Origin of the sequence: Streptomyces sp. Z26, from assembly GCF_003665095.1 — a bacterium.
GTDB classification, from domain to species: domain Bacteria; phylum Actinomycetota; class Actinomycetes; order Streptomycetales; family Streptomycetaceae; genus Streptomyces; species Streptomyces phytohabitans.
Genome location: NZ_RCHV01000002.1, coordinates 1,045,091 through 1,070,621, shown reverse-complemented (window position 1 = coordinate 1,070,621; position 25,531 = coordinate 1,045,091). Strand labels below are relative to the sequence as shown.

The 25,531-nt window shown below is 73.9% G+C and carries 16 protein-coding genes and 1 pseudogene; 10 read left to right on the top strand and 7 right to left on the bottom strand.

The genetic code is table 11. The features are described 5' to 3' along the window. Window positions 1-145: 145 nt before the first annotated feature. Together D7M15_RS04655 and D7M15_RS04650 are read right to left on the bottom strand one after the other, a co-directional pair. A complete protein-coding gene (locus D7M15_RS04655) occupies window positions 146-820 on the bottom strand; it encodes an AIM24 family protein (RefSeq protein WP_121516321.1) in 675 nt (224 codons plus the stop codon). Window positions 821-887: 67 nt separating this feature from the next. Further along, window positions 888-1,589: a DJ-1/PfpI family protein gene (locus tag D7M15_RS04650; RefSeq protein WP_121516320.1), complete on the bottom strand. Its 702-nt coding sequence runs from the start codon at window positions 1,587-1,589 to the stop codon at window positions 888-890. A 125-nt stretch (window positions 1,590-1,714) separates the two neighbouring features. Here D7M15_RS04650 and D7M15_RS04645 point away from each other — a divergent pair, with 125 nt between their 5' ends. Continuing rightward, window positions 1,715-2,683, top strand: coding sequence for a helix-turn-helix domain-containing protein (locus D7M15_RS04645; RefSeq protein WP_121516319.1), 969 nt, complete (start codon window positions 1,715-1,717; stop codon window positions 2,681-2,683). Between the two features lie 78 nt (window positions 2,684-2,761). Continuing rightward, a complete protein-coding gene (locus D7M15_RS04640) occupies window positions 2,762-3,403 on the top strand; it encodes a uridine kinase (RefSeq protein WP_121520208.1) in 642 nt (213 codons plus the stop codon). Between the two features lie 58 nt (window positions 3,404-3,461). Here D7M15_RS04640 and D7M15_RS04635 read toward each other — a convergent pair. Then, window positions 3,462-4,758, bottom strand: a pseudogene (locus D7M15_RS04635) (MFS transporter). A 524-nt stretch (window positions 4,759-5,282) separates the two neighbouring features. Between D7M15_RS04635 and D7M15_RS04630 the strand changes: the two are divergent. Beyond that, window positions 5,283-5,993: a M23 family metallopeptidase gene (locus D7M15_RS04630; RefSeq protein ID WP_121516318.1), complete on the top strand. Its 711-nt coding sequence runs from the start codon at window positions 5,283-5,285 to the stop codon at window positions 5,991-5,993. 57 nt (window positions 5,994-6,050) lie between these two features. Here the strand turns inward: D7M15_RS04630 and D7M15_RS04625 are convergent, their stop codons facing one another. Further along, window positions 6,051-6,647 carry a methylated-DNA--[protein]-cysteine S-methyltransferase gene (locus tag D7M15_RS04625; protein ID WP_121516317.1) on the bottom strand — a complete coding sequence of 199 codons (597 nt, stop codon included), beginning with the start codon at window positions 6,645-6,647 and terminating at the stop codon, window positions 6,051-6,053. A 76-nt stretch (window positions 6,648-6,723) separates the two neighbouring features. Next, entirely contained in the window at window positions 6,724-7,605 is an 882-nt protein-coding gene (locus tag D7M15_RS04620) for a glycerophosphodiester phosphodiesterase family protein (RefSeq protein ID WP_121516316.1), read from the bottom strand. Between the two features lie 201 nt (window positions 7,606-7,806). Between D7M15_RS04620 and uvrB the strand changes: the two genes are divergently transcribed. From uvrB to D7M15_RS04600, 4 genes are all read left to right on the top strand, one after another. Further along, window positions 7,807-9,939: an excinuclease ABC subunit UvrB gene (gene uvrB / locus D7M15_RS04615; RefSeq protein ID WP_121516315.1), complete on the top strand. Its 2,133-nt coding sequence runs from the start codon at window positions 7,807-7,809 to the stop codon at window positions 9,937-9,939. Window positions 9,940-10,065: 126 nt separating this feature from the next. Then, window positions 10,066-10,644, top strand: coding sequence for a TerD family protein (locus tag D7M15_RS04610; RefSeq protein ID WP_121516314.1), 579 nt, complete (start codon window positions 10,066-10,068; stop codon window positions 10,642-10,644). 45 nt (window positions 10,645-10,689) lie between these two features. Continuing rightward, window positions 10,690-12,621 (top strand): TerD family protein, encoded by a 1,932-nt coding sequence (locus D7M15_RS04605; RefSeq protein ID WP_121516313.1) that lies wholly within the window; start codon window positions 10,690-10,692, stop codon window positions 12,619-12,621. A gap of 322 nt (window positions 12,622-12,943) precedes the next feature. Beyond that, the gene (locus D7M15_RS04600) at window positions 12,944-13,951 is read left to right on the top strand and encodes a TerC family protein (protein ID WP_121516312.1); all 1,008 of its coding nucleotides are present in this window, start codon (window positions 12,944-12,946) and stop codon (window positions 13,949-13,951) included. A 79-nt stretch (window positions 13,952-14,030) separates the two neighbouring features. Here the strand turns inward: D7M15_RS04600 and D7M15_RS04595 are convergent, their stop codons facing one another. Then, complete coding sequence (locus tag D7M15_RS04595; protein ID WP_121520206.1) at window positions 14,031-17,357, bottom strand: phosphodiester glycosidase family protein; 3,327 nt, start codon at window positions 17,355-17,357, stop codon at window positions 14,031-14,033. Between the two features lie 468 nt (window positions 17,358-17,825). Then, a complete protein-coding gene (uvrA, locus tag D7M15_RS04590; RefSeq protein WP_121516311.1) occupies window positions 17,826-20,804 on the bottom strand; it encodes an excinuclease ABC subunit UvrA in 2,979 nt (992 codons plus the stop codon). A 190-nt stretch (window positions 20,805-20,994) separates the two neighbouring features. Here uvrA and D7M15_RS04585 point away from each other — a divergent pair, with 190 nt between their 5' ends. From D7M15_RS04585 to D7M15_RS29345, 3 genes are read left to right on the top strand one after another with little or no spacing between them, the layout of a single operon-like run. Further along, window positions 20,995-21,771 carry a maleylpyruvate isomerase family mycothiol-dependent enzyme gene (locus D7M15_RS04585; RefSeq protein WP_121516310.1) on the top strand — a complete coding sequence of 259 codons (777 nt, stop codon included), beginning with the start codon at window positions 20,995-20,997 and terminating at the stop codon, window positions 21,769-21,771. A 30-nt stretch (window positions 21,772-21,801) separates the two neighbouring features. Beyond that, entirely contained in the window at window positions 21,802-22,458 is a 657-nt protein-coding gene (locus D7M15_RS04580; RefSeq protein ID WP_121516309.1) for an MBL fold metallo-hydrolase, read from the top strand. Next, a complete protein-coding gene (locus D7M15_RS29345; RefSeq protein WP_206337321.1) occupies window positions 22,455-25,442 on the top strand; it encodes a DEAD/DEAH box helicase family protein in 2,988 nt (995 codons plus the stop codon). The genes D7M15_RS04580 and D7M15_RS29345 overlap by 4 nt, the downstream gene beginning before the upstream one ends. The last annotated feature ends 89 nt before the right edge of the window (window positions 25,443-25,531 follow it).

Sequence of the window (25,531 nt, the reverse complement as noted above, 5' to 3'; positions counted from 1 at the left end):
CCGCCCGGCGCCCCGCGCGCCCGTACCCCGGGGATGACCACCCCGGGGCCCTCCTGCGGCCGAATGGCCGCACCCGCCGAGGGCTCCGGGGCGTACGCGGTGAGGGGCGCGCGTCAGTCGGACGCGCGCCGTTCGGACGCGGGTGTCAGTTGGAGGCGGGCGTCGGCTGGAGCTCGCTCGGGCGCACGACGACGAAGCCCTCACCCTCCAGCTTCAGCTGCACCGCCTCGCCGGAACCGCCGCGGATCATCGAGCCGAAGCTCTGCGAGCGGTTCAGCGACGTGTGCAGCTGCGCGCTCCAGCCGACCACCGCGTCCGTGTCCACGTACACCGGCTGCTGCGGCGACACCGGGATGATGACGGGCTCGCCCTCGCAGATCACGCCGAGGCGGCCCTGTCCGGAGAAGAGGCAGTTGAACAGCCCGCCGCCGGTCATCCCGGCGCCCTTCACCATCTTGATCTCGTAGCTGAGGCTGGTGTCGAAGCACAGCACGTTCCGGCCGTTGACGGTGAGGGAGTCGCCCGGGGCGAAGTCGACGATGAAGCAGTTCGCCGCCTCGTGCGCGAACCACGCCTCCCCCTGGCCCCGTACCGCCATCAGGGCCAGCCCCTCGCCGGTGACGGACCGCTTCAGGAAGTTCCCGACGCCCTGCCCCTGCCGGTCGAACTGGAGGTTGCCGCGGAAGGCGATCATCGCGCCCTGTCGGGCGTAACACTCGCCGTTCACCACGTACTTGATGGACTTGGAGTTCTGCTGGACCATGCCCGGCGCGGACGCCGGCTGCGCCATGTTCTCGGAGGCGAAAAGCTCACTCTGCATGCGCCCGATCCTCCCCCGAACCCCGCGCGGAGCCAAGGGGGGCGCGGCCCGGCGCCCGTACGCGCCGTCAGCGCGGGTCCGCCGCCCGTACCCGCGCCAGCAGCTCCGGCTGCCCGGCGAGCCCGTCGGCGACCATCTTCTCGAAGAGCGGCGCCAGTTCGGCGACGCGCGGCGCGTCCCAGTCGATGGCGCCGAACGGCGGCCGCGGGTCGTACTCGATGCCCAGCTGCAACGTCCGCGCCGTCTCCTCGCCCGTCAGCCGCGCCACCAGGTGCAGCGCCATGTCGATGCCCGCCGACACCCCGGCGGCCGTGAGCACCGGCCCGTCCTCCACCCACCGTTCCGCCACGGGCTCCGCGCCGAACGCGGGCAGCATCCAACGCAGCCCCCAGTGCGTCGTCGCCCGGCGCCCCTCCAGCAGCCCCGCCGCGCCGAGCAGCAGCGAGCCGCTGCACACGGACGCCACGGTCCCGGCGGTCCGCGCGGTCCGCCGTATCCAGCCGACCAGCGCCTCGTCCGCGAGCGCCGCGAGCGTCGGCTCGCCGCCGCCGGGCACGACGACCACGGCCGGGTCGGGCACCTCCTCGTACGTGTGGCTCGCCGCCAGCCGCAGCGGGGTGTCCGTGGCGCCGGGCGCGGTGTCGGCGCCGACGACGACCACCTCGTACGAGGGGTCGAGCTGCGGCAGTCCGGACAGCACCTGGAGCGGGCCGACGAGGTCGAGCGCCGTGCAGCCGGGATAGAACGCGAAAGCGATGGTCTTGGTCATGCGGCCAGCCTGGGCGGGGCACGGCCGTACCGCGAAGGGCGTACGGGAGCCGTGTCCGGATTCTTGGGAAGCCCGTCCTCCAGACCCGGCCCGGCCCGCCGTACGCCCCGCATAGGCTCACCCGTATGAGCGAACGACAGGTGGTCGTCGTCGGCTACGAGGGCGCGGAGATGCTGGACATCGCGTGCGTCACGTCCACCCTCGACGCCGCCGTCAAACTGGGCGCCACCCCGCCGTACGCCGTCGCCCTCGCCACCCCCGGCGGCCGCGACATCGACACCGGCACGGGCCTCGGCCTGCGCGCCGGACGCACCCTGGAACGGGTCCGGGGGCCGCTCGACACCCTGCTCGTCTCCGGCGGCCCCGGCCACGAGCGGGCCGCCGCCGACCCGCGCGTCACCGGGCACGTACGGCGGCTGGCGCGCGAGAGCCGACGGGTCGCGTCGGTGTGCACGGGCGCGACCGTACTGGCGGCGGCGGGGCTGCTCGACGGGCGGCGCGCGACGACGCACTGGGCGCTGGCCGAGCGGCTGGCCGCCGCGTACCCGCGGATCACGGTGGACCCCGTCCCCATCTACGTGCGGGACGGCGCGGTCAGCACCGCCGCCGGGGTCACCAGCGCGCTGGACCTGACGCTGGCGTTCGTCGAGGAGGACCACGGCGCGGAACTGGCCCGGCTGGTGTCCCGCTGGCTCGTCACCTACCTCCAACGGCCGGGCAACCAGGCGCAGATGAGCATCTTCACCGGCCCGCCCGCCCCGGAGGACGGCCTGGTGCGGCGCGCCGTCGACCTCGTCACGAGCGGCCTGTCCGGCGAGCTGACCGTCGCCGGGCTGGCCGCCGCGGTGGGCGTCAGCGAACGCCACCTCACCCGCCTCTTCCTCGACCAGCTCGGGCAGACACCCGGCCGGTACGTGCGCGGCGCCCGTACGGAGGCCGCCGCGCACCTCCTCGCCTCCACCCGGCTGCCGGTCGGCACCGTCGCGGCGCGGTGCGGCTTCGGGACGGCGGAGGCGCTGCGGCAGGCGTTCACCGCCCGTTACGGGGTGCCGCCGTCCCGCTTCCGCGCGGCGGCGCAGCGCGCGGTGGCCTGACCGGCGCGGGGCACGGGCCCGTACGGGGAACGGCGGGCGGTGGTGGGGTCGTACGCGCGCGGCGGCATCATGGACCCCGTGCGACTGGAAGCGATCACCTGGCAGCGGCTGACCGGGGCCCTGGCCGACCGCCTCACCGCCACCGCGCCCGCCGATGGCGGCACCCGCCTCCGCGTCGCCCTCGACGGACCGCCCGCCGCCCACCCGGAGGAGCTGGCCGAGGCGCTGGCGGAGGCGCTGCGGCTGCGCGGCCGCCCGGTGCTGACCGTCGCGGCGGGCGGATTCCTGCGCCCGGCGTCGCTCCGCTTCGAGTACGGCAAACGGGACCCGGACGCGTACGTCGACCTGTGGCACGACACCGGAGCCCTCTGGCGAGAGGTCTTCGGGCCGCTCGACCCCGGCGGCGACGGGCGCGTGCTGCCCGACCTGTGGGACCCGGTCACGGACCGCGCCACCCGCAGCGCGCGCGTCGCCCTCGCGGACGGGGGAGTGCTGCTGCTGCACGGCCCGCTGCTGCTCGGGCACTGGTTCCCGTTCGACCTGACGGTGCACCTCAGCTTGACCCCGGCGGCGCTGGACCGGCGTACCGACCCGGCGGAACGGTGGACGCTGCCCGCCTTCGCCCGCTACGAGGCCGAGGTGGGCCCGGTGGAGGCGGCGGACGTCGTCGTACGGGTCGACCGACCCGGCCACCCGGCGTGGAACGGCGCGCGGGACTGACCCGGGGGGAGCGGTGCGCGGGCCCGGCGGGTGCGGAACGGCGCGCACGCCCGGCGCGTCACCCGGGTGCCTCCGCGCGGGGCGTGCGGTCCGGCGCCCGGCGGAGCGTGTGCGCGAGCGCCAGGGCGGCCACCGGCAGCAGCAGCCCGGCGGCGACGGCGGTCAGCATCCCGTAGCCCGCGTGCGAGACGATCACCCCGGCCAGCGCGCCGCCCGCACCGGCCGCGCCGTTCATCGTCAGGTCGGAGAGGCCCTGCGTGGCCGCGCGCGCGGCCGTGGGCACCGACTCGGTGAGCAGGGCGGAGCCCGCGACCAGGCCCGCCGACCAGCCGAGGCCGAGGAGGACGAGACCGGCGGCCGACCGCGTGTGGTCCGCGCCCGCGGTCCCGGCGACGGCGCCCGCGCACGCCAGCAGGGCCACCGCCAGCCCGACGACGCTGATCCGGCCGAGGCGGTCCGCGAGTCGGCCCATCACGGGGGAGAGGGCGTACATGCCCGCGATGTGACCGCTGATCACCAGCCCGATCAGGTCGATGTCCGCGCCGTGGTGGCTGAGCGCGACCGGTGTCATCACCATGATCGAGACCATCACCGTGTGCGTGCCCGCGATGGTCACCAGCGCGAGCCGCGCGCGGGGTGAGGCGGCGACGGCGGCCATGCCCGCGCGCAGGGTGTGGCCGCGCGCGGGCGCCCGTTCCGCCGCGCCGGTTCCGTCCGCCCGCGCAGCGTCCGCCTCCGCCGTCTCCAGCGCGCGGGCGGTGAGCAGCGGGTCGGGGCGCAGCAGCACGTGGACGAGGGCGCCCGCGGCGACGAAGATGCCGCTGCCCCACAGGAAGGGGCCCGCCGTCGCCGGTATGCCGAGCCCCAGCGCGGAGACGCTCCGCCCGGCGGGCGAGGCGATGTTCGGGCCCAGGACGGCGCCGACGGTCGTCGCCCACACGACGGAGGAGATCGCGCGGGCGCGGTGCTCCGGCTCGGCGAGGTCCGCGGCGGCGAACCGCGCCTGGAGGTTCGCCGCCGCGGACCTCGCCGAACGCGGCCATGCCCGCCAGCAGCAGCGGGAAGCTCTCCAGCACGGCGCCGACGACCACGACCGCGCCGCCGCACGCGGCGATCAGGTACGCCAGGGTGAGCCCCGGGCGGCGCCCCCGCGCGGCCATCAGCGCGGCGAGCGGCAGCGACACCACGGCCGTACCGAGCACGGACGACGTGGACGCCAGCCCGGCGAGCCCCTCCGATCCGCCGATGTCCTCGGCCAGTACGGACGCCAGCGCGATGCCGGTCGCGACGCCGAGCCCGCCGAGGATCTGGGTCACGACCAGTACGGCGTGCACGCGGCGGCGCAGCGCGGCGATCCCGGCGCCGCCCGCCGCCCGTACGGCGTCAGGAGTGTCGAACGATTCGCTGGTGTCGGGCACGGCCCGTCAGTCTGGCAGCCGGGACCCGGGTGCGCCAGGTCACAGAAAAGGCGTGCGCCAGCTCACAGAAGGCCGTGCGCCACGTCACAGGAATTGCCGCTTTCGGCCCCGCGCCGGTGAGGTGCGGCACAGGCCATTCCGCCGCTACGAGCCGGAATAGGAAGACGCGAACGCGTTCCCGTACGCGCGCCCGGCGCCCGTACCGACGCCCCCGCCCCATACGCGCCCCGCGTGGTGCTCCGCCATCACCGCAGCTCGGAACGGGTGCCCGCGCACGGGGTCACGCGGAGCCCACGGACGGTTCCGGCGGCCCGCGGCGGGAAATCCGGCATTCCCCGTAATTCGACTACGGGGCGGCCTAGTATCCGGGCCCTTTGATCCCGGCCCGAATGTCGCGCTACCAAGGTGGAGCCCCGGCAGAAGTCGGGGATTCACCAGCTTTGTCCGGAGGTAGCACCGGTATGCCGAAAAAGGTCACTCCCGCCACGTTCGTGAACACTCCGCGCGGTCAGGCCGCCCTGCTCTCCACCGGGCTGTGCGCGGCCCTCGCGCTGGGCGCGGGCGTCGCGGCGGCGGCGGAGCCCGCGGCCGCGCCCCACGACCCGTTCGCGGCGAGCGCGGCCGGCGACCTGGCGGAGGCGACGCGGCAGCAGTCGGACGCGCAGTACGAGGCGGCCGCCACCGCGGCGCGCGAGAAGGCCGAGGCGAAGAAGGAGAAGGCCGAGGCGGCGAAGGCCGCGAAGAAGGCCGCCGCCAAGAAGGCCGCGTCCTGGGTCCGGCCGGTCGCGAAGCCGTACACGCTGACCGCGTCCTTCGGCAACAGCGGCGACCGCTGGTCCGCCAAGCACTCCGGGCAGGACTTCGCCATCCCGGTCGGCACCCCCGTGAACTCCGTGCACAAGGGGACCGTCGTCGAGGCCGGGAACGGCGGCGCCTACGGCAACAACGTCGTGATCAAGCACCCCAACGGCAAGTTCAGCCAGTACGCCCACCTGTCGAAGATCGACGTACGCGTCGGGGAGCACGTCAACACCGAGGAGCGGATCGCCCGGTCCGGCAACACCGGCAACACCTCCGGCCCGCACCTCCACTTCGAGATCCGGACCACCGCCGCCTACGGCTCCGGCTTCGACCCGATGCCCTTCCTCCACAAGCACGGCGTCAAGGTCTGACCCCGCCGGGGGGCGGGTGCGACCGGGCCGCTCCGTGCCGTACGGCACGGGCAGCGCCTAGAACAGCGGCTCCGGCAGCACGCCCTCCAGCGCCAGCAGCGTCCGCTTGGTCTCCAGGCCGCCGCCGAATCCGCCCAGCCCGCCACCGCTCTCCACGACGCGGTGGCACGGCACGACCACCGGCAGCGGATTGCCGGCCATCGCCACCCCGACCGCGCGGGCCGCGCCCGGCTCGCCGACCCGGTCGGCCAGGTGCTGGTATCCGGCGGTCGCGCCGTAGCGCACGCCGGTGGCCAGCTCCCGCAGCACCCGCTCGTTGAAACCGCTGGTCAACGTCCAGTCCAGCGGCAGCGTGAACGTACGCAGCGTGCCCGCGAAGTACGCGTCCAACTGCTCCACCGCCTCCGCCAGCCACGCCTCCGGGCCGGACGGCGCGTCGGCGCCGCCCGCTCCCCGGCGGGCCCCGGGCCCCAGCCGCGTGCGCAGCCGCGCACGCGCGCGCTCGGCGGTGCGCGCGTCGGCGTGGAAGACGACCTGCACCAGGCCCTCGTCCGTCGCCGCGAGCAGCAGCGGCCCGACGGGCGCGTCGTACGGGGTCCAGGACCAGGCCCGCGTGGTGTCCGCGTCCTCGGTGTCCCGCGTGGTGTCCGTCACGTCGCGAACCCTACGGGAGCCCACCGACAACGGTGCCCCGGCGCCGTACGCCCCGAGGCACCGCGCGGGGCGCGGCTCAGTCCTCCAGCGCGTCCCGCACCACGTCCGGGAAGTTCGAGATGATCCCGTCCACCCCGGCCTTCGCCGCCGCCCGCGCGCCCTTCGCGTCGTTCACCGTCCAGGTGAGGACCTGCATCGGCTTGCCGTGCGCGCCGCGTACGGCGTGCACCGCGTCCACGTAGTCCTTGGTGAGCGTGCTGCTGCTGGGGTTGATCTGGTCCGTGAAGAGGGCGTACGTGCCCAGGTCGTCGACGTCGGGCTTGCCCAGGAAGCCGGTCTTCACGGCGGGCTTCAGCAGGTGCACGTTGGCGACGGCGCCCGCGTCGAAGCTCTGCACGATGAGCTTGCCGTCGACGTGGTCGGCGTCGAGCCAGCCCTCGTTGCTCAGCTCCTTGAGGGTCTGGGCCTCGATGCCGGGGTAGCGCCCCGGCTCCTTCAGCTCCAGCAGCAGCTTCCGGTCGTGCTTGCCGACCCGGGCGAGGTACTGCTTCAGCGTCGGCACCTTCGTCCCGGCGTACTTCTTGCCGAACCAGCTGCCCGCGTCCAGCTTCGCGATCTCGGCCGCGGTGAAGTCCCCCACGTTCCACGGGGCGCGGTCGGGGTAGACCTCCTCGGCGTCGGTCGTACGGTCGAGGGTGGTGTCGTGGATGACGACCAGCTTCCCGTCGCGCGTGCGCTGCACGTCGTTCTCGACCCACCTGATGCCCAGCGCGGCGGCCTTGTCGACGGCCGCGAGGGTGTTCTCGGGGGCGTACCCGGACGCGCCCCGGTGTGCGACGGGCGTCGGCGCGCCCTTGAACGACTCCTGCGCGTCCGCGGCCGCCGGTACGGCGGTGGCGAACAGAGCGGACATCCCCAGCAGGGCACCGGCGGTGAGGGCGACGGGACGTTTCGGCATGCGGACACTCCTCGCGTCGGTCTGCGTACGGACAGCGAAGAGCTTCCCGCGTGCGTGGTACACGCAATCGGGGAACAGGTGACCGACAGCTGAACGGAGGGAGGCCGTTGTAAACGCGACGGCGTCGCCCGTACGCGGAGAGCAGCGGCCCCGACCCCGGCCCGGACGGGATTGTCGGTGCCGGGTCGTACCTTGGACTGCATGCGGCCAGTCACGGAGATCGAACGCAAGGCGGCGCCCATCGAGGTCGTCAGCCCCTACCAGCCCAACGGCGACCAGCCCGCGGCCATCGCGGACCTCAGCCGACGCGTCCGCGCCGGTGAGAAGGACGTCGTGCTGCTGGGTGCCACCGGCACGGGCAAGTCGGCGACCACCGCCTGGATGATCGAGCAGCTCCAGCGCCCCACCCTGGTGATGGCGCCGAACAAGACGCTCGCCGCCCAGCTGGCCAACGAGTTCCGCGAGCTGCTCCCGCACAACGCGGTGGAGTATTTCGTCTCGTACTACGACTATTACCAGCCCGAGGCGTACGTCCCGCAGACGGACACGTACATCGAGAAGGACTCCTCCATCAACGAGGAGGTGGAGCGCCTGCGCCACAGCTCCACCAACTCCCTGCTGACCCGGCGGGACGTCGTCGTGGTGGCCTCCGTCTCCTGCATCTACGGCCTGGGCACTCCGCAGGAGTACGTAGACCGCATGGTCCCCCTCGCCGTCGGCCAGGAGATCGACCGGGACCGGCTGCTGCGGCGCTTCGTCGAGATCCAGTACGCGCGGAACGACGTGTCGTTCACCCGTGGCACGTTCCGGGTGCGCGGCGACACCGTGGAGATCTTCCCGGTGTACGAGGAGCTGGCCGTCCGCATCGAGATGTTCGGCGACGAGATCGAGGCCCTCTCCACCCTGCACCCGCTCACCGGCGAGGTCATCGCGGACCACCAGGAGCTGCACGTCTTCCCCGCCACGCACTACGTCGCGGGCCCGGAGCGCATGGAGCGCGCCGTGACGGGCATCGAGGCCGAGCTGGCGGAGCGGCTGGCGGTCCTGGAGAAGCAGGGCAAGCTGCTGGAGGCGCAACGGCTGCGGATGCGCACCACGTACGACATCGAGATGATGCGCCAGATCGGCACCTGCTCCGGCATCGAGAACTACTCCCGGCACATCGACGGCCGCGAGCCCGGCTCCGCGCCGCACACCCTGATCGACTTCTTCCCGGACGACTTCCTGCTCGTCATCGACGAGTCGCACCAGACCGTCCCGCAGATCGGCGCGATGTACGAGGGGGACTCGGCGCGCAAGCGCACGCTGGTCGAGCACGGCTTCCGGCTGCCGTCCGCGATCGACAACCGCCCGCTGAAGTGGGAGGAGTTCCTGGAGCGCATCGACCAGACGGTCTACCTGTCCGCGACCCCGGGCGCGTACGAACTGTCCCGCGGCGACGGCGTGGTGGAGCAGATCATCCGCCCGACCGGCCTGGTCGACCCGCAGGTCGTCGTCAAGCCCACGGAGGGCCAGATCGACGACCTGGTGCACGAGATCCGCACCCGTACGGAGAAGGACGAACGGGTGCTGGTGACCACCCTCACCAAGAAGATGGCCGAGGATCTCACCGACTACTTCCAGGAGTTGGGCATCCGGGTCCGATACCTCCACAGCGACGTGGACACGTTGCGCCGCGTGGAGCTGCTGCGGGAGCTGCGTTCCGGTGAGTTCGACGTGCTCGTCGGCATCAACCTGCTGCGCGAGGGCCTCGACCTGCCCGAGGTGTCGCTGGTGGCGATCCTCGACGCGGACAAGGAGGGCTTCCTGCGGTCGGGCCGTTCCCTGATCCAGACCATCGGCCGGGCCGCGCGGAACGTGTCGGGCGAGGTCCACATGTACGCCGACAGGATCACCCCGGCGATGGAGAAGGCCATCGACGAGACCAACAGGCGCCGGGAGAAGCAGGTCGCGTACAACGAGGAGCGCGGCATCGACCCGCAGCCGCTGCGCAAGAAGATCGGCGACATCGTCGCGGACATCGCCCGCGAGGACATCGACACCGAGCAGCTGCTCGGCACCGGCTACCGCCACGTCGGCGGCGACAAGGCCAAGCCCGCCAAGGCACCCGTCCCCGCGCTCGGCGGCAGGGCCGCCGGAGCCGGGAAGCGCGCGGACGCCGCGGAGCTGACGGACCGCCCCGCGGAGGAGCTCGCCGGGATGATCGAGCAGATGACCGAGCGCATGCGCGCGGCCGCCGCGGAGCTCCAGTTCGAGGTCGCCGCCCGACTGCGCGACGAGGTGGGGGAGTTGAAGAAGGAACTGCGGCAGATGCGTGAGGCGGGCCTGAAGTAGCGGAGTGTTGCAAGAACGACACAAAGACCACCCGTCCTGGCACGGGTGTCCGCGGCACTGCATAAGGTTCGGGAGTGCCGCCGCCCATGACGGCACGCAGAGAGAACGGCGAGAGGGGATCGCGCAGTGACGGTCAACATGTCCAAGGGACAGGCGATCAGTCTGCAGAAGTCCGACGGCGGCACCCTTACCGCGGTGCGGATGGGGCTGGGTTGGCAGGCGGCGCCCCGCCGTGGGCTGTTCGGCAAGCGCACCAAGGAGATCGACCTCGACGCCTCGGCCGTCCTGTTCGCGGACAAGCAGCCGGTGGACGTCGTCTTCTTCCGGCACCTCGTGAGCGACGACGGTTCCGTCCGGCACACCGGTGACAACCTGGTGGGTGGCGCGGGGCAGGGCGGCGACGACGAGGCGGTCATGGTCGACCTCCAGCGCGTGCCCGTCCACATCGACCAGATCGTCTTCACGGTGAACTCCTTCACCGGCCAGACCTTCGCCGAGGTCGAGAACGCCTTCTGCCGTCTCATCGACGAGACCAACGGCCAGGAGATGGCGCGCTACACGCTGACCGGCGGCGGCCAGTACACGGCGCAGATCATGGCCAAGGTGCACCGCCAGGGCAACGGCTGGCAGATGACGGCCATCGGTGAGCCCGCCAACGGCCGTACGTTCCAGGACCTGATGCCGACGATCGTGCCGTTCCTGTAGGCGGCTGGATCTCGTGACGCCGAGCGGCGGAGGGGTGCGAAGAGGATGACGGCCGAGCTGGTCCGCGGGCAGAACCACCCACTGCCCGGGACCCGTCTGGAGATCCGGGTCTCGGCCGGTGAGCCGGTGCTCGCCGGTGCGACGCTCAACGACGAGCACGGCCTGATGCGGGACGCGGGATGGATAGCCCACCCCGCCGAGCCGCACATCCACGGCATCGAGGTGTCCCGGCAGGCCGCCGCCGACCACCGGCTCGCGGTCGACCTCGACGCCCTCCCCGACGCCGTCCACCGGGTCAACGTGCTGCTCGCCCTCCCCGCGGGGGTGGGCGGCCCGTCCGGGTTCGGTGACTTCGCCCCGCCGTTCGCGGCGGTGACGGGCCTCGACGGCACCGAGATCGCCCGCTTCACGCTCACCGGCCTGCACGCGGAGTCCGCGGTGATCGCCCTGGAGCTGTACCGCAGGCAGGGCGCGTGGAAGGTGCGCGCGGTCGGCCAGGGGTACGCGGGCGGGCTGGCCGCCCTCCTCCACGACCAGGGTCTTCCCGAGGCCCAGCAGCTCGCGGACACGATCAACGAAGCGGTCGCGGCGGGGCTCGCCCGCTCCGTGGCACCGCCCCCTCCCGCCACGCGCGGCGCCCGGCAGCCCGCCGCCCAGACCGGGGCCGCCGCGCGCCCGGTGCCCTCCGGCACCCCGGACCCCGCGGGTGGCGGTGGACCCGTCAACTACCAGCACCCGGGCCGCCGTTCCAGCGCCCCGACGGGCCCGGACGCCCCGGCCCCGGGCGCCCCGGTGCCGCCCACCGGTCCCGCGCCGCCCGGCGTCGGGCAGCCCGCGGACGCCCCGCCGGTGCCCGTCGCGGGTGACGCCGCCGGATGGTCCCAGGACGAGCGGCTCTACAACCAGATCTGGGGCATGTTCGAGGACCTGGCGCGGACCGTCGCGGCCTACCGCTCCGCGGTCGACTTCGCGGACTCCCGCCGCGAGCAGGAGCTGGACAAGGTCCTCTCCGACCCGCGCGCCCGGATCGGCCCCGCCGCCGACGCCGCCAGGGACGAGGCCCGCGCGAAGCACACCCGACTCGTCGACCAGGCGGGCGCCGTACTGGAACGGGACCTGGACCAGCTCGTCGCGGAGTCGGAGGTCGTCGAGCCCGCGCTGCCGCCCGCCTTCGCCCGGTGGGACAATCCGGTCTGGCAGGCGTACGAGGTGCCGATGGAGGTGCCGATGGCGCTCCGCCTCGGTGACCTGACCCTGCCGGAGCGCGCCGACCTCCGTATCCCGATGCTGGTCCGGCTGCCGCTGGACCGCGGCCTGTGGATCGACAGCGGCAACAGCGGGGCGGGCGCCGCGTCCGTCAGCTCCGACGAGCTGCGGCGGCTGGCGGTCGAGGCGTCGGTGGCCATCGCGGCCCGGCTCGTCGCGGTCTACCCCGTCGACTGCTTCACCCTCCACGTCATCGACCCGGCCGGGTCCGCCGCCGCGTCGCTCGTGCCGCTGCTGGAGTCGGGCGCGCTGCGCGAGCCGCCCGCCGTGGGCGCGGCGGGCGTGGCCCGGACGTTGGAGCGGCTGACCCAGCGCGTCGACCTGGTGCAGATGGCGATGCGCAGCGGTGCCACCGGCGCGCTCCCTCCCGAGCTGGACACGGCGGAGCAGCTGCTCGTGGTGCACGACTTCCCGCACGGTTTCGACGACCGCGCGGTCACCCAGCTCCGCTATCTCGCGGACGAGGGCCCCGCCGTCGGCGTCAACCTGCTGATGGTCGCGGACCGCGACGAGGCCCGGTCGTACGGCCCGGTGCTCGACCCGCTGTGGCGCGCGCTGCTGCGGGTGACCCCGGTGCCGGACGATCATCTGGCGGACCCCTGGGTGGGCCACGCGTGGACGTACGAGCCGCCGCTGGTGCCCGCGGGCAGCCAGGTCGTGCCGCAGGTGCTGCGGCAGGTCGCGACGGCCCGGCGGGCGTACGGGCGCTGACCGGGCCCGCGCGGCGCCGCTCCGCGTGCGCGCCGACCGGGGTGCGGGCATCATCGCTGGGGAGTGCCCCTGGAGGGCACGCCTCGCACGGACCCGAGGGGACGGGTGGGCGGTGACCAAGGAAAGGTAAAGGAATCTCTTTACCTTTCCTTGGTCCTGCTTTACGCTGAACGGGCGGAGGGGAGTATTCCCAACCTCGCGGTGTCCCCGTCAGTACGGGTCGGCCGATCGGCCCCGGGGCGCCGGTCCGGCGCGTCACACCATGGGCGTACGGGCGGAAGAGACCTCCAGGCAGCAGTGACCGCCGGAGGTAGCAGTACGTATGGATGTCTCCTTTGCCGTCTGGGCCATGACCATCGTCGGTCTGTGCGCCCTCATCGCCGTCGACTTCTTCGTCGGCGGCCGCAAGCCCCACGAGGTCTCCATCAAGGAGGCCGGGATCTGGACCTCGGTCTGGATCGCCCTCGCCGTCGCCTTCGGGCTCGGCCTGCTGGCCCTCGGTGAGACGCAGGCGTCGGGTGAGTTCTTCGCGGGCTTCGTCACGGAGAAGTCGCTCAGTGTCGACAACCTCTTCGTGTTCGTCCTGATCATGGCCAAGTTCGCGGTGCCGACGATCTACCAGCAGCGCGTGCTGATGGTCGGCGTGCTGATCGCGCTGGTGCTGCGGGCCGGGTTCATCGCCGCGGGTGCGGCGATCGTCTCCACGTTCTCCTGGGTCTTCTTTATCTTCGGTGGCTTCCTCATCTGGACCGCGTGGAAGCTCATCCAGGAGGCGCGTGCGGACGAGGAGGAAGAGGCATACGAGGAGAACCGTTTCCTCAAGCTGGTCGAGCGCCGGGTCCCGTCCACCGACAAGTACCACGGCACGAAGCTGTTCATCCGGGAGAACGGCGTCCGCCTGATGACGCCGATGCTCATCGTGATGCTCGCGATCGGCACCACCGACGTCCTCTTCGCACTCGACTCGATCCCGGCCATCTTCGGCCTCACCCAGGACCCGTACATCGTCTTCACCGCCAACGCCTTCGCCCTCATGGGCCTGCGGCAGCTGTACTTCCTGATCGGTGGCCTGCTCAAGAAGCTGGTCCACCTCTCCTACGGGCTGTCCGTGATCCTCGGCTTCATCGGCGTGAAGCTGGTGCTGCACGCCCTGCACGAGGCCGGTGTCCACGTGCCCGTCATCAGCATCCCGGTCTCGCTCGGCGTCATCTGCGCCGTGCTGGTCGTGACCACGGTGACGAGCCTCTACGCCTCGAAGAAGCTGGGCGTCGAGACGCCGGAGCAGGCCGAGGCCAAGGACGCGCAGGAGAGCGACGACGTCAAGCGCTGACCGGCACCGCCGGACGGCGACGCGCGTACGGGACCGCCGGGGCACCACGCCCCGGCGGTCCCGCCGTGCCGGGTCGGGTTCACCCCAGGACGACCTCGCGCTCCGCCCGCGCCCCGTTCACCTCCACCGCGAGCCGTACGGTGCCGGGCCGCAGCGCCGTCAGACGGCCGGTGACCGGGTCGTACGAGGCGGCGCAGCGCTTCCGGTCCGCCTTCGCGGCACCGTCCGGGAGGCACATCCGGCCCGAACCGGACCAGTCCGCGCTGAGCGGCCAGCCGACCGGCACCTCCCGCGCCGTGTCGCCCTCGCCCTGCACCACGGTGGCCCGCGCGTCGGCGGTCTCACCGACCGACAGCCGGGCGGGTGTCTCCAGCGCCAGCCCGTCGACGTGCGCGGCGGTCCGTACGGCGAACAGCCCGCCGTCGTCCCGGTGCTCGCCGCCGTGCCCGCCTCCGCCGTGCTTCGCCTCGGGGCGCCCGTCGTGGTGCCGGTCCACGCCCACCAGCGACCAGCCGGTGAAGCCGCCCTCGTCGGCCGGGGCCGCGGGCGCCTTCCCGGCGTTGCCGTTGACCAGGTACGGGACGCCGTCCACCCGTGAGGCGTCGAAGACGCCCACGTGCCCGCCGACGAACAGCACGCCCTTCCCCGAGCGCGTACGGAAGGCGCCGAGCCAGTCCTCCAGCAGGTCGGCCTCCAGCCGGTCCGTCAGCTGGCTCGCCCGCTGCGGCGTCGGGTCGCGCGGCGGCACGTGCTGCACGACCACGACCGAACGCACCCGCGGGTCGCGCGCCGCCGCGTCCAGCTGCCGTCGCAGCACCCCGAACTGCCCGTAGCCGCCGCCCCGCAGCGTCAGCGACGACGTGTCGAACGTGAGGAAGCGCGTCCCCTTGTGATCGAACGTGCGCTGCGCGGGACCGAACTCGGCCACGAAGTTGTCGATCTCCCCGCCCATTATCTCGTGGTTCCCCGGCACGTAGTGCCACGGCACCGAGTCCCCCAACTCCTCCTCCAGGACCTTCCGCGCGAACGACAGGTCCGCGGGCGCGCCCTCGTCCACCAGGTCGCCGTTCACGACGACGAAGTCCGGCCGGGCCGCCCGGATCTCGCGCAGCGTGCGCCGCGCCTGCCGTACCACAGGGCTGTCCGGGTCGCGCGCCACGAACTGCGCGTCCGACAGCACCGCGAACCGCCAGTCGCGCCCGCGTACGTCCGCCGCCGTCGAGATCAACGGGTCCCGTACGGTCGGTACCGGCGGCAGCCGCAGGTCCGGCGGGGTGTGCGCGACGAGCTGGTCGACGGTGACCTCGCCGGTGTACTGCTCGGCGGGCCGGGTCTCGGCGAGGTAGAAGCGCCGTACCTCCAGCGGGTACGCGACGCCCTCCGGCACCGTGAACGTGATCTCGCGCCAGCCCTCCCAGTCGACGTCCGGGCCGCGCAGCACATGGCTCGTGCCGTTCGCGTCCACCAGGTGCAGCGAGGGCCAGGCGCCGTGCCCGTCGCCCTTGAGCGACAGCGTGAAGCTCTGCGGCTGCCCCGGCACCTCCAGCCGCCGCGGCGGGTTGGCGTACGCGGCGCGCGTGGCGGTGGACATGCCGAAGTCGTAGCTCAGCCGCAGCCCGCCGCCCGTACGGCCCTCCGGCTCCGCCGCGACCGCACCCTCCGCCCGCGCGGCGCTGAACGTCCAGTCGCCCGCGTCCTCGAAGTCCGCCGCGACCCGCTCGTGCAGGCCGACGGTGACCCCGACGACCGTGCTGCGGCCGCCCACCGTCACGGTCACCTTCCCGGTGACGGACGCCCGGTCCGTACGCGCCGCGACGGTGAAACCGCCGCTCGCCCGGTCCGGGGTGACGGCGAACAGCGCACGGTCGTACTCCAGCCGTACGTCCGCCGGGTCGATCGGCGCGCTCCCGCCGCGCGCGTCGTGGCCGACGATCCCGAACGCGCCCGTCGCCGCCGGGTCCGCCAGTCCGACCCGCGCGTGCGTGGGCCGCACCCGCGCCAGCGGCCCGAGCACCTCCAGCCGGGTGCCTCCGCGCGCGGCGCCCGACGCGGCGGTGACGCGCGTACGGCCGCTGCCGCGCGCGTGGAACCGGCCGTCGCCGTCGACGCGGCCGACGCCCGGCCGGTCCGTACGCCATCGGGGCGCTCCCCGCTGCGTACCGCCCGCCGCCGGGAGGTCCGCCGGGCCGTACGTCTCGTCGTAACCGGCCGCCGTCAACTGCCGGGTGAGGCCCGGGAAGACGCGCTCCGGATGGCCGCCGGGCACGGTGTCGGCGGACGGGGCGCGCGCCGGGTCGGCGGCGGTCGTCACCCGGTAGCCGCGGAGCCGGCCGCTGCCGTCGGCCGCGGTGAGGGCGAGCGCGCTGGGGACCTCGCGCTGCTCGCCGTCGGAGGGCGCGTTCTCCAGCCGCCGGGTGTCGGAGCCGGGCACGCGGGCGAGGAGGGTGGAGGAGCCGCCGCCGTCCAGGTTGAGGGCGTTGTGGGCGCCCAACTCCTTCATCATCAGCGCCAGTTCGGTGAGGGTCACGCCACCGGACGAGGGCTGCCTGCCGTCCACGGTCAGGACGTGCATCGTCGCGCCGTCCTTCGAGAAGCCGACCGCCGTACGCGGCGCCGCGGGGTTGTTCGGGCGGCCCTCCCAGTCCTGCGGCTTCCCGTCCACGACCAGCAGGCCGCGCCCGCCGACGGCCGTACGCGGCACGGGGCTGCCGTCGTCCGTCCGCATGCGGTACGCGACCGACACCGCGTCACCCGGCGCCAGCCGCGCGAGGGTTCGCGCCCCGGCGTCGCGGCCCAGCAGCACGGTCGTGCCCTTCGGGATGCCGCCCCGGCCCGGACCGTTGCGGACCGAGACGACCCTGCCGCCGCGTACCGCGACCTCGGTGGTCGTGGTGGCGCCGTCCACGGTCAGGGCGCGGTCGGCCGCACCCCAGCGGGTGTCGTACACGCCGACGCCGTCGCCGGGGACGTTGGCCGCGTTGTACGCGCCGAGGGGCTCCGTGCCGCCGGGCAGCGTGAGGGTGCCCTCGAAGTAGAGGTCCAGGATGCGCCCGGCGCTGTCCGGGCCGAAACCGGCGGCCTCGGAGGTGCCGGGCGCGGGGGAGTTGACCGGTTTCCCGTCCCGTACGCCGGGGCCGAGGGGGGCGCCCGTCGCGTCGATGTCGAAGAAGTCGGCGTTGAGGGCGGCGACCGTACGGCGGCCGCGGCCCGGGTCGTGCGCGTCCGCGAGGTCCTCGACGGTCCGCCGCCCGGAGACCTTTCCGGAGGACAGGTGGTCGACGCGTGTGCCGCCGTCCAGGTCGACGCTCAACGCGTCGGCGCGGAGCCACTTGTCGGGCTCCAGCCGGTCGAACGAGGTGAGCGTGGTGCCCGGCGCGACCGGTCGGCTCGTACGGGACAGCTCCATCCCGTCGTGGGAGCCGGAGCCGGAGCCCGGGTCGGAGCCGGTGTCGGTCTCGGGGCCCACGTCGGTGCCGGGGCCGTCCGCCGGTCGGGCGGCGGCGACGGGGGCCGTCGGGGCGGGCTCCGCGGCGGCCGGGGCGAGCCCGGCGGTGAGCGCGAGAACCGTGAGGGCGGGGATCAGTGGGCGGGTGAGGGACCTTCTGCGTGTCGGAACTCGAATCACAACATCTCCCACAGAGACGTGAGTTCTGCGCGCTTTCTGCGCACACAGCCGCACACGCTGGCAAGAGTGACCGGTCTACACCAGAGGTCTCGGGAGAAATCGCTGAAAACAGCAGGTGCACCGCATTCCGCCCGACCCGCTGGACGTTAACGCGGTGCACCTGCAAGTCCTCGCCGCAACACGCGCCTCACCCGTGTGCCCCACGGGTGAGGCGCGGGCCGGAACGGCCGACGGCCCGTCAGCCTCCGTTCACCGCTTGCGCGTCGCCGCCGTCTTCTTCGCGGCCTTCGCGCCGGTGGCCGTCTTCGCGGCCTTCGCCGCCTTGGCGCCCGTGGTCTTCTTGGCGGTCTTCCCCGCGGGCTTCAGCTCCGCCGGGGCGTCCGTCACCCTGCTGCCCAGGATGTCCCGCAGGAACTTGCCCGTGTGACTGCCCGTCACCCCCGCGACCTGCTCCGGGGTGCCCTCGGCGACGACCAGACCGCCGCCGCTGCCGCCCTCGGGGCCCATGTCGACGAGCCAGTCCGCGGTCTTGATCACGTCGAGGTTGTGCTCGATGACGATGACCGTGTTGCCCTTGTCGACCAGCCCGGACAGCACGGTGATCAGCTTCCGGATGTCCTCGAAGTGCAGCCCGGTGGTGGGCTCGTCCAGTACGTAGACCGTGCGGCCCGTGCTCCGCTTCTGGAGTTCGCTCGCCAGCTTGACGCGCTGTGCCTCACCGCCGGAGAGGGTCGGCGCGGGCTGGCCCAGCCGTACGTACCCCAGGCCGACGTCCTTCAGGGTGCGCAGGTGGCGGGAGATCGCGGGCACCGCCTCGAAGAAGTCCGTGGCCTCCTCGATCGGCATGTCCAGCACCTCGGCGATGGACTTGCCCTTGTAGTGCACCTCCAGCGTCTCCCGGTTGTACCGGTCGCCGTGGCAGACCTCGCACGGGACGTAGACGTCCGGCAGGAAGTTCATCTCGATCTTGATGGTGCCGTCGCCCGAGCAGTTCTCGCAGCGACCGCCCTTGACGTTGAACGAGAAACGGCCCGGCTGGTATCCCCGTACCTTCGCCTCCATCGTCTCCGCGAACAGCTTCCGCACGTGGTCGAAGACGCCCGTGTACGTCGCCGGGTTGGAGCGGGGGGTGCGGCCGATCGGGGACTGGTCGACGTGCACGACCTTGTCCACCAGGTCGTCGCCGTCCACCCGGGTGTGCCGTCCGGGCACCGACTTCGCGCCGTTCAGCTCGCGGGCCAGGTGGGTGTAGAGGATGTCGTTGACCAGGGTGGACTTGCCGGAGCCGGAGACGCCCGTGACGGCGGTGAGCACGCCGAGGGGGAAGCTGACGGTGAGGTCCCGCAGGTTGTTCTCCCGGGCGCCGTGCACGGTGAGCCGCCGCTTCGGGTCCAGCGGCCTGCGGACGTCCGGGGTCGGGATCTGCCGCTTGCCCGCCAGGTACTGGCCCGTCACCGACTTCTCGTTGGCCAGCAGCTCCTTCAACGTGCCGCTGTGCACGACCTCGCCGCCGTGCTCGCCCGCGCCCGGACCGATGTCCACGACCCAGTCGGACGTCTTGATGGTGTCCTCGTCGTGCTCGACGACGATCAGCGTGTTCCCCAGGTCCCGGAGGCGGACGAGCGTCTCCATCAGCCGGTGGTTGTCCCGCTGGTGCAGCCCGATGGACGGCTCGTCCAGCACGTACAACACGCCGACCAGGCCGGAGCCGATCTGCGTCGCCAGCCGGATGCGCTGGGCCTCGCCGCCGGAGAGGGTGCCCGCGGCGCGGTTCAGCGAGAGGTAGTCGAGGCCGACGTCGACGAGGAAGCGCAGCCGTTCGTTGACCTCCTTCAGCACCCGCTCCGCGATGGTCTTCTCGCGGTCCGTCAGCTTCATGCCGCCGAGGAAGTCCGCGCACTCGCTGATCGACATCGCGGCGACGTCCGCGATCGACCGGTCCTGCACGGTGACCGCCAGCACCACCGGCTTCAGCCGGGTGCCCGCGCAGGAGGGGCAGGGCACCTCCCGCATGTACCCCTCGAAGCGCTCCCGACTGGTGTCGGTCTCCGCCTCCTGGTGCCGTCGCCGTACGAACGGGACCGCGCCCTCGAACGACGTGGTGTACGCCCGCTCCCGTCCGTACCTGTTGCGGTAGCGCACCTCGATCTGCGTGCGGTGCCCGTGCAGCAGGGCCTTGCGGGCGCGCTGCGGCAGACCCGCCCACGGGATGTCCGTACGGAAGCCGAGGGCGTCCGCGAGGGCGCCGATCAGGCGCGCGAAGTAGTCCTTGGTGTGGCCATGTGACCAGGGGTGGATGGCGCCCTCGTCCAGCGACTTGTCCTCGTCCGGGACGATCAGCTCCGGGTCCACCTCCATCCGCGTGCCGATGCCGGTGCACTCCGGGCAGGCGCCGAAGGGGGAGTTGAACGAGAAGGAGCGCGGCTCCATCTCCTCGAACGACAGGTCGTCGTGCGGGCAGTACAGGTGCTCCGAGTACATCCGCTCACGCTGCGGGTCGTCCGCGGGCAGGTCGACGAAGTCGAGGATCACCATGCCGCCCGCGAGTCCGAGCGCCGTCTCCACGGAGTCCGTCAGCCGCCGCTTCGCGCTCTCCTTGACGGTGAGGCGGTCCACGACCACCTCGATCGTGTGCTTCTCCTGCTTCTTCAGCTTCGGCGGCTCCGACAGCTGGACCGTCTCGCCGTCCACCCGCGCCCGGCTGTACCCCTTGGTCTGGAGGTCCGCGAACAGGTCGACGAACTCGCCCTTCCGCTCCCGCACCAGCGGGGACAGCACCTGGAACCGGGTGCCCGGCTCCAGGTCCAGCACCTTGTCCACGATCGCCTGCGGCGACTGGCGCGCGATGGGGCGGCCGCACTCGGGGCAGTGCGGACGGCCGATGCGGGCGAACAGCAGCCGGAGGTAGTCGTAGACCTCGGTGATGGTGCCGACCGTCGAGCGCGGATTCCGCGAGGTGGACTTCTGGTCGATGGAGACCGCGGGGGACAGGCCCTCGATGAAGTCGACGTCGGGCTTGTCCATCTGCCCGAGGAACTGGCGCGCGTACGAGGACAGCGACTCGACGTAGCGGCGCTGCCCCTCGGCGAAGATCGTGTCGAAGGCCAGCGAGGACTTGCCCGACCCGGAGAGCCCCGTGAACACGATGAGCGCGTCACGGGGGAGGTCGAGGGAGACGTTCTTGAGGTTGTGCTCGCGAGCGCCACGGACGGAGAGACGGTCAGCCACGCGGGGAGGGACCTTTCGCATGTGTACGGATATGGGCGGAGCCCACCGGCCCAGGGTAGGGCGAGCGCCGCGACGGTGTGTTCGGGATGCGCAATTCCAGAGCCTATAGCACGCGCATTCGATTTACGGGTCTTCGTGGTCTCCACGGGCCTTCTTCACCCGAAGGTGTCACGCCGCGTACGTTCGGATCATGACTCCGCCTCCGCACCAGAACCCCGCCGACCCCGCGACCCGGAACCAGGCGCCCCGTGACCCCGCGTCCGACAACCCCGCCGCCGAGGCCCCCGACGCGGACGCCGCCGCCGTACGCGACGCCACCGCGCGCCTGCTGACCGCCGTGGAGACGCTGGACGACGCCGCGCTCCGCGCCCCCTCGCGGCTCCCCGGCTGGACCCGCGGCCACGTACTGGCCCACCTCGCGCGCAACGCGGACGCCCTCCTCAACGTACTCTCCGGACGGCCGATGTACGTCAGCGGGCAGGCGCGCGACGCCGACATCGAACGGGACGCCCCGCGCACCCCCGCCGTCCACGCCGCCGACCTGCGCGCGGCCGCGGCCCGGCTGGACGCCGCCTTCGCCGCGGAGGACGCGCAGAGCTGGGGGCGCACCGTCGAGCTGCGCAACGGCGTCACCGACCTCGCCGCGGCCGTGCCCTTCCGTCGCCGGATCGAGATCGAGCTGCACCACGTCGACCTCGGCCTCGACTACGCCGTCGACGACCTCCCCGCCGACTTCGTCGCGCGCGAGACCGCCACCATGGCCCGCCGCTTCCACGCCCACCCCGACGTCCCCGAGGCCGTCGAACTGCGCGCCGAGGACGGCCGCACGTGGCGCACCGGGGCGCCCGCCGGGGAGCCGGTCGTCGTGACCGGTACGCCCGCCGCGCTCACCGGCTGGCTCACCGGGCGTACGACGGGGAGCGGCCTCTCCGCCTCCGGCCCGCTGCCCGTCCTCCCGCCGCTGTGAGGTGACCGGCGGGGCGGATAGCGTGGGGCCATGGCTTACCACGGAGTGGTGAAGGTCGGCGGCCCCGCCGACGTGCACGAGTTGGCCGACCTGATGATCTCGAAGGTCGCGGTCGGCCCGATGGACAACAACGCGTACCTGCTGCGCTGCCGCACCACCGGCGAGCAGCTGCTGATCGACGCCGCCAACGACCCCGACACCCTGCTGCGGCTCATCGGTGCCGACGGGATCGCCTCCGTCGTCACCACGCACCGGCACGACGACCACTGGCAGGGCCTCGAAGCGGTCGTACGGGCCACCGGCGCGCGTACGTACGCGGGGCGCTTCGACGCGGAGGGCATCCCGGTGCCGACCGACGTGCCGCTGGAGGACGGCGGGACCGTACGGGTCGGGCGGGTCGAGCTGACGGCCGTCCACCTGGTGGGGCACACGCCGGGGTCCGTGGCGCTGGTCTACGACGACCCGCACGGGCACCCGCACGTCTTCACCGGCGACTGCCTGTTCCCGGGCGGCGTGGGCAACACCTGGGGCGACGCGGAGCGGTTCGCGAGCCTGCTGGACGGTGTGGAGTCCAAGCTGTTCGCGCGGCTGCCGGACGAGACGTGGGTGTACCCGGGGCACGGCGGCGACACCACGCTCGGCGCCGAGCGGCCGCACGTGCGGGAGTGGCGCGAGCGCGGCTGGTGACCGGCGCTCCGGAGGGCGGCCCGGCACGCGGCGGCGCGTCCACGGACGACGCGGCGGCGGTGGCGGCGACCCGGCCGCCGGTGCCGCTGCGCCGCCACCAGGCGGCGGCGCTGGACCGGCTGGCGGCGGCGTTCGCGGCGGGCGGGCGCCGGGCCTGGGTCGTGCTGCCGCCGGGCCTCGGCAAGACGCTGACCGGCCTGGAGGCCGCGCGCCGCCTCGGCCACCGCACGGTCGTCCTCGGACCGAACACCGCGATCCAGGGTCAGTGGCTCCGCGAGTGGTCCGCCTTCCGGCCCGCACCGCCGCCCGCCGGTACGGACCGCGCGCTGAGCCACCGGCTCACGGTTCTCACGTACCAGGCGCTCGCCTCCTTCGACCCCGACGCGGAGGTCGACGAGGAGGGCGGCGGCACGCTCCCGTACGGGGCGGACGGGGGCGCGGACGGGCGTACGGGGAGCGGGCGTACGCGGGCCGGCGCGGGCGCGCGACCCCGCCGCCAGCTCGACCGGCTGCGCCCCCAGGGGCGCGAACTGGTCGCCGCGCTGCGCGCCGCCGGTCGCGTCACGCTGCTCCTCGACGAGTGCCACCACCTGCTGGACACCTGGGGCGAGCTGCTGGCCGAGCTGCTGCGCGAACTCCCCGACGCCACCGTGCTCGGCCTCACCGCCACCCCGCCCGACCGGCTCACGCCCGCGCAGGCCGCGCTCGTGGAGGAGCTGTTCGGGCCGGTGGTGCGGGGGCCGTCGATCCCCGCGGCCGTACGGGAGGGCCAGCTCGCCCCGTACGCGGAGCTGGCCTGGCTCACCCCGCCCACCGCGGCGGAGACCGGCTGGCTCGCCGCCGAGACCGAACGCTTCGCCGCCCTCACCACCGGCCTGCTCGACCCCGGCTTCGCCGCCAGCCCGTTCCTGGGCTGGCTGGACGAGCGCGTCGTCCGCCGCCGTACGGCCGCGGACGGGCCCGGCGACGCCGACACCGGGCCCGCCGTCCCCTGGCGCCGCTTCAGCCGCGACCACCCCCGGCTCGCCCGCGCCGCGCTCCGCTTCCACCACCACGGGCTGCTCGACCTCCCGGACGGCGCCCGGCTCGCTGAGGAGCACCGGCGGCCGCCCGCCGCCGAGGACTGGGTGTGCCTGCTCGACGACTGGGTGCGGCACTGCCTCCGCCCCAGCGCCGCACCCGCCGACGCGGCGGCCCTGGAGGCCGTACGCGCCGCGCTGCCCGCCGTCGGCTACCGGCTCACGAGCCGGGGCGTACGGGGCGGGCGCGCGCCGGTCGACCGGGTGCTGGCCCGCAGCGCGGCGAAGACGGCGGCCGTACGGGAGATCCTCGCCGCCGAACACGCCACGCTGGCCGACCGGTTGCGCGCCGTCGTCGTCTGCGACCACGAGCGGGCCGCCGCGACGCTCCCGGCCGACCTCGACGGCGTACTCGACCAGGAGGCGGGTTCCGCGCGGCTCGTGCTGGCGGAGCTGGCCGCCGACCCGCGTACGGCCGTGCTGGAACCGCTGCTCGTCACCGGCCGTACGGTGGCCGCGGCGCCCGCGACGGCGCGGCGCTTCGCCGCGTTCGTGGCGGAGGCCGAGCCCGGCCTGCGGCTGGACCCGCTGCCGGACGGGGGCGCGGACGGGGGCGCGTACGGCTGGGCGGACGGGGGCGCGTACGGGAACGGCTCGGCGTACGGGAACGGCGGCGTCGTGGAGATCACCGGGCGGTGGACCAGCCGCCGCTGGGTCGCCCTCGCCACCCGCTTCTTCGAGGCGGGCGGCACCCGCGCCCTCGTCGGCACCCGCGGCATGCTCGGCGAGGGCTGGGACGCGCGCCGCGTCAACACCCTCGTCGACCTCACGGAGGCCACCACGGCCACCGCCGTCGTACAGATCCGCGGGCGCGCGCTCCGGCTGGACCCGGACTGGCCGGAGAAGACCGCGCACACCTGGTCGGTGGTGTGCGTGGCCGAGGGCCACCCGCGCGGTGGCGGCGACTGGGACCGCTTCGTACGGAAGCACGAGGGCCACCTCGGCTGCACCGACGCGGGCGAGATCCTCTCCGGCGTGACGCACGTGCACGCGGGGCTGTCGCCGTACGGGCCGCCGCCCGGGGACGGGTTCGACCGCTTCAACGCGCTGATGCTGCGCCGCGCGGAGGACCGCGCCGCGGCCCGGGAGCTGTGGCGCGTCGGCAGCCCGTACGAGGACCGGCTGGTGCACACCGTGCGCGTCACCGCCCCGCGTACGCGCCGCCCGCCCGGCCGCCCGGCGGGCGCCCAGGGCGCCGGCGCGCCGCCCCTCGCGGTGCCGTCCCGGCACGGCGTCGCGCCCGCCGTGCCCGTCGGCGCCGCCCCCTGGGCGGGCGCCGCCGGGGCGCTGCTGTGCGCGCTGCCGCCCGCGGCGGCGGGCGTGCCGCCGCTCGCCGCGGGCGCGGCGGCGCTCGGGGGCTGGGCGGCGTACGCCACGGCGCGGGCGGCGGCGTACGCGCGCCGGTTGCGCGCGGCGGCCGGTGAGCCGGTGCTCGCGGCGGTCGCGCGGGCGGTCGCGGACGGGCTGCACGCCGCCGGGCTGGTGCCGCGCGGCGCGGAGGCGGTGTCGGTGGAGCCGGACGAGACGGGCGCGTACCGGGTCGGGCTGCACGGCGTGCCCGCGGCCGCCTCGGAACGCTTCGCGACGGCGTTCGACGAGGCCGTCTCACCGGTCGGCGACCCGCGCTACCTGCTGCCGCGCTACGCGCTCACCCGGTACGGGCTGCTCGCCGGGCACCGCGCGATCCGCGGCGGGTTGCGGAACACCGTCGTCCACCACGCCGTACCCGCCGCCCTCGGGGAGAACCGGCGCCGCGTCGACGCGTACGCCGCCGCCTGGTGCCGTCACGTCAGCGAGGCCGCGCCGCTCTACACCCGTTCCCCGGAGGGCGCCGGGGTGTTGGCCGCGCAGGCGGGGCTGCCGCCGCTGGACGCGACGACGGCGATGCGCGTCGCGTGGGCCTGACCGCCCCGCTCACCCGCCTGACCGCCTGACCGCCTGACCGCAACTCCCCTCGTGCGGGCGCCCGTCACGGCCACCGGCCCGGACCCGTT

Excerpts from the sequence above, each read along its gene's own strand:
- D7M15_RS04655 (WP_121516321.1), bottom strand. The coding sequence starts at position 820 with ATGCAGAGTGAGCTTTTCGCCTCCGAGAACATGGCGCAGCCGGCGTCC.
- D7M15_RS04650 (WP_121516320.1), bottom strand. The coding sequence starts at position 1,589 with ATGACCAAGACCATCGCTTTCGCGTTCTATCCCGGCTGCACGGCGCTC.
- D7M15_RS04645 (WP_121516319.1), top strand. The coding sequence starts at position 1,715 with ATGAGCGAACGACAGGTGGTCGTCGTCGGCTACGAGGGCGCGGAGATG.
- D7M15_RS04630 (WP_121516318.1), top strand. The coding sequence starts at position 5,283 with ATGCCGAAAAAGGTCACTCCCGCCACGTTCGTGAACACTCCGCGCGGT.
- D7M15_RS04620 (WP_121516316.1), bottom strand. The coding sequence starts at position 7,605 with ATGCCGAAACGTCCCGTCGCCCTCACCGCCGGTGCCCTGCTGGGGATG.
- uvrB (WP_121516315.1), top strand. The coding sequence starts at position 7,807 with ATGCGGCCAGTCACGGAGATCGAACGCAAGGCGGCGCCCATCGAGGTC.
- D7M15_RS04605 (WP_121516313.1), top strand. The coding sequence starts at position 10,690 with ATGACGGCCGAGCTGGTCCGCGGGCAGAACCACCCACTGCCCGGGACC.
- D7M15_RS04600 (WP_121516312.1), top strand. The coding sequence starts at position 12,944 with ATGGATGTCTCCTTTGCCGTCTGGGCCATGACCATCGTCGGTCTGTGC.
- D7M15_RS04595 (WP_121520206.1), bottom strand. The coding sequence starts at position 17,357 with ATGGAGCTGTCCCGTACGAGCCGACCGGTCGCGCCGGGCACCACGCTC.
- D7M15_RS04585 (WP_121516310.1), top strand. The coding sequence starts at position 20,995 with ATGACTCCGCCTCCGCACCAGAACCCCGCCGACCCCGCGACCCGGAAC.
- D7M15_RS04580 (WP_121516309.1), top strand. The coding sequence starts at position 21,802 with ATGGCTTACCACGGAGTGGTGAAGGTCGGCGGCCCCGCCGACGTGCAC.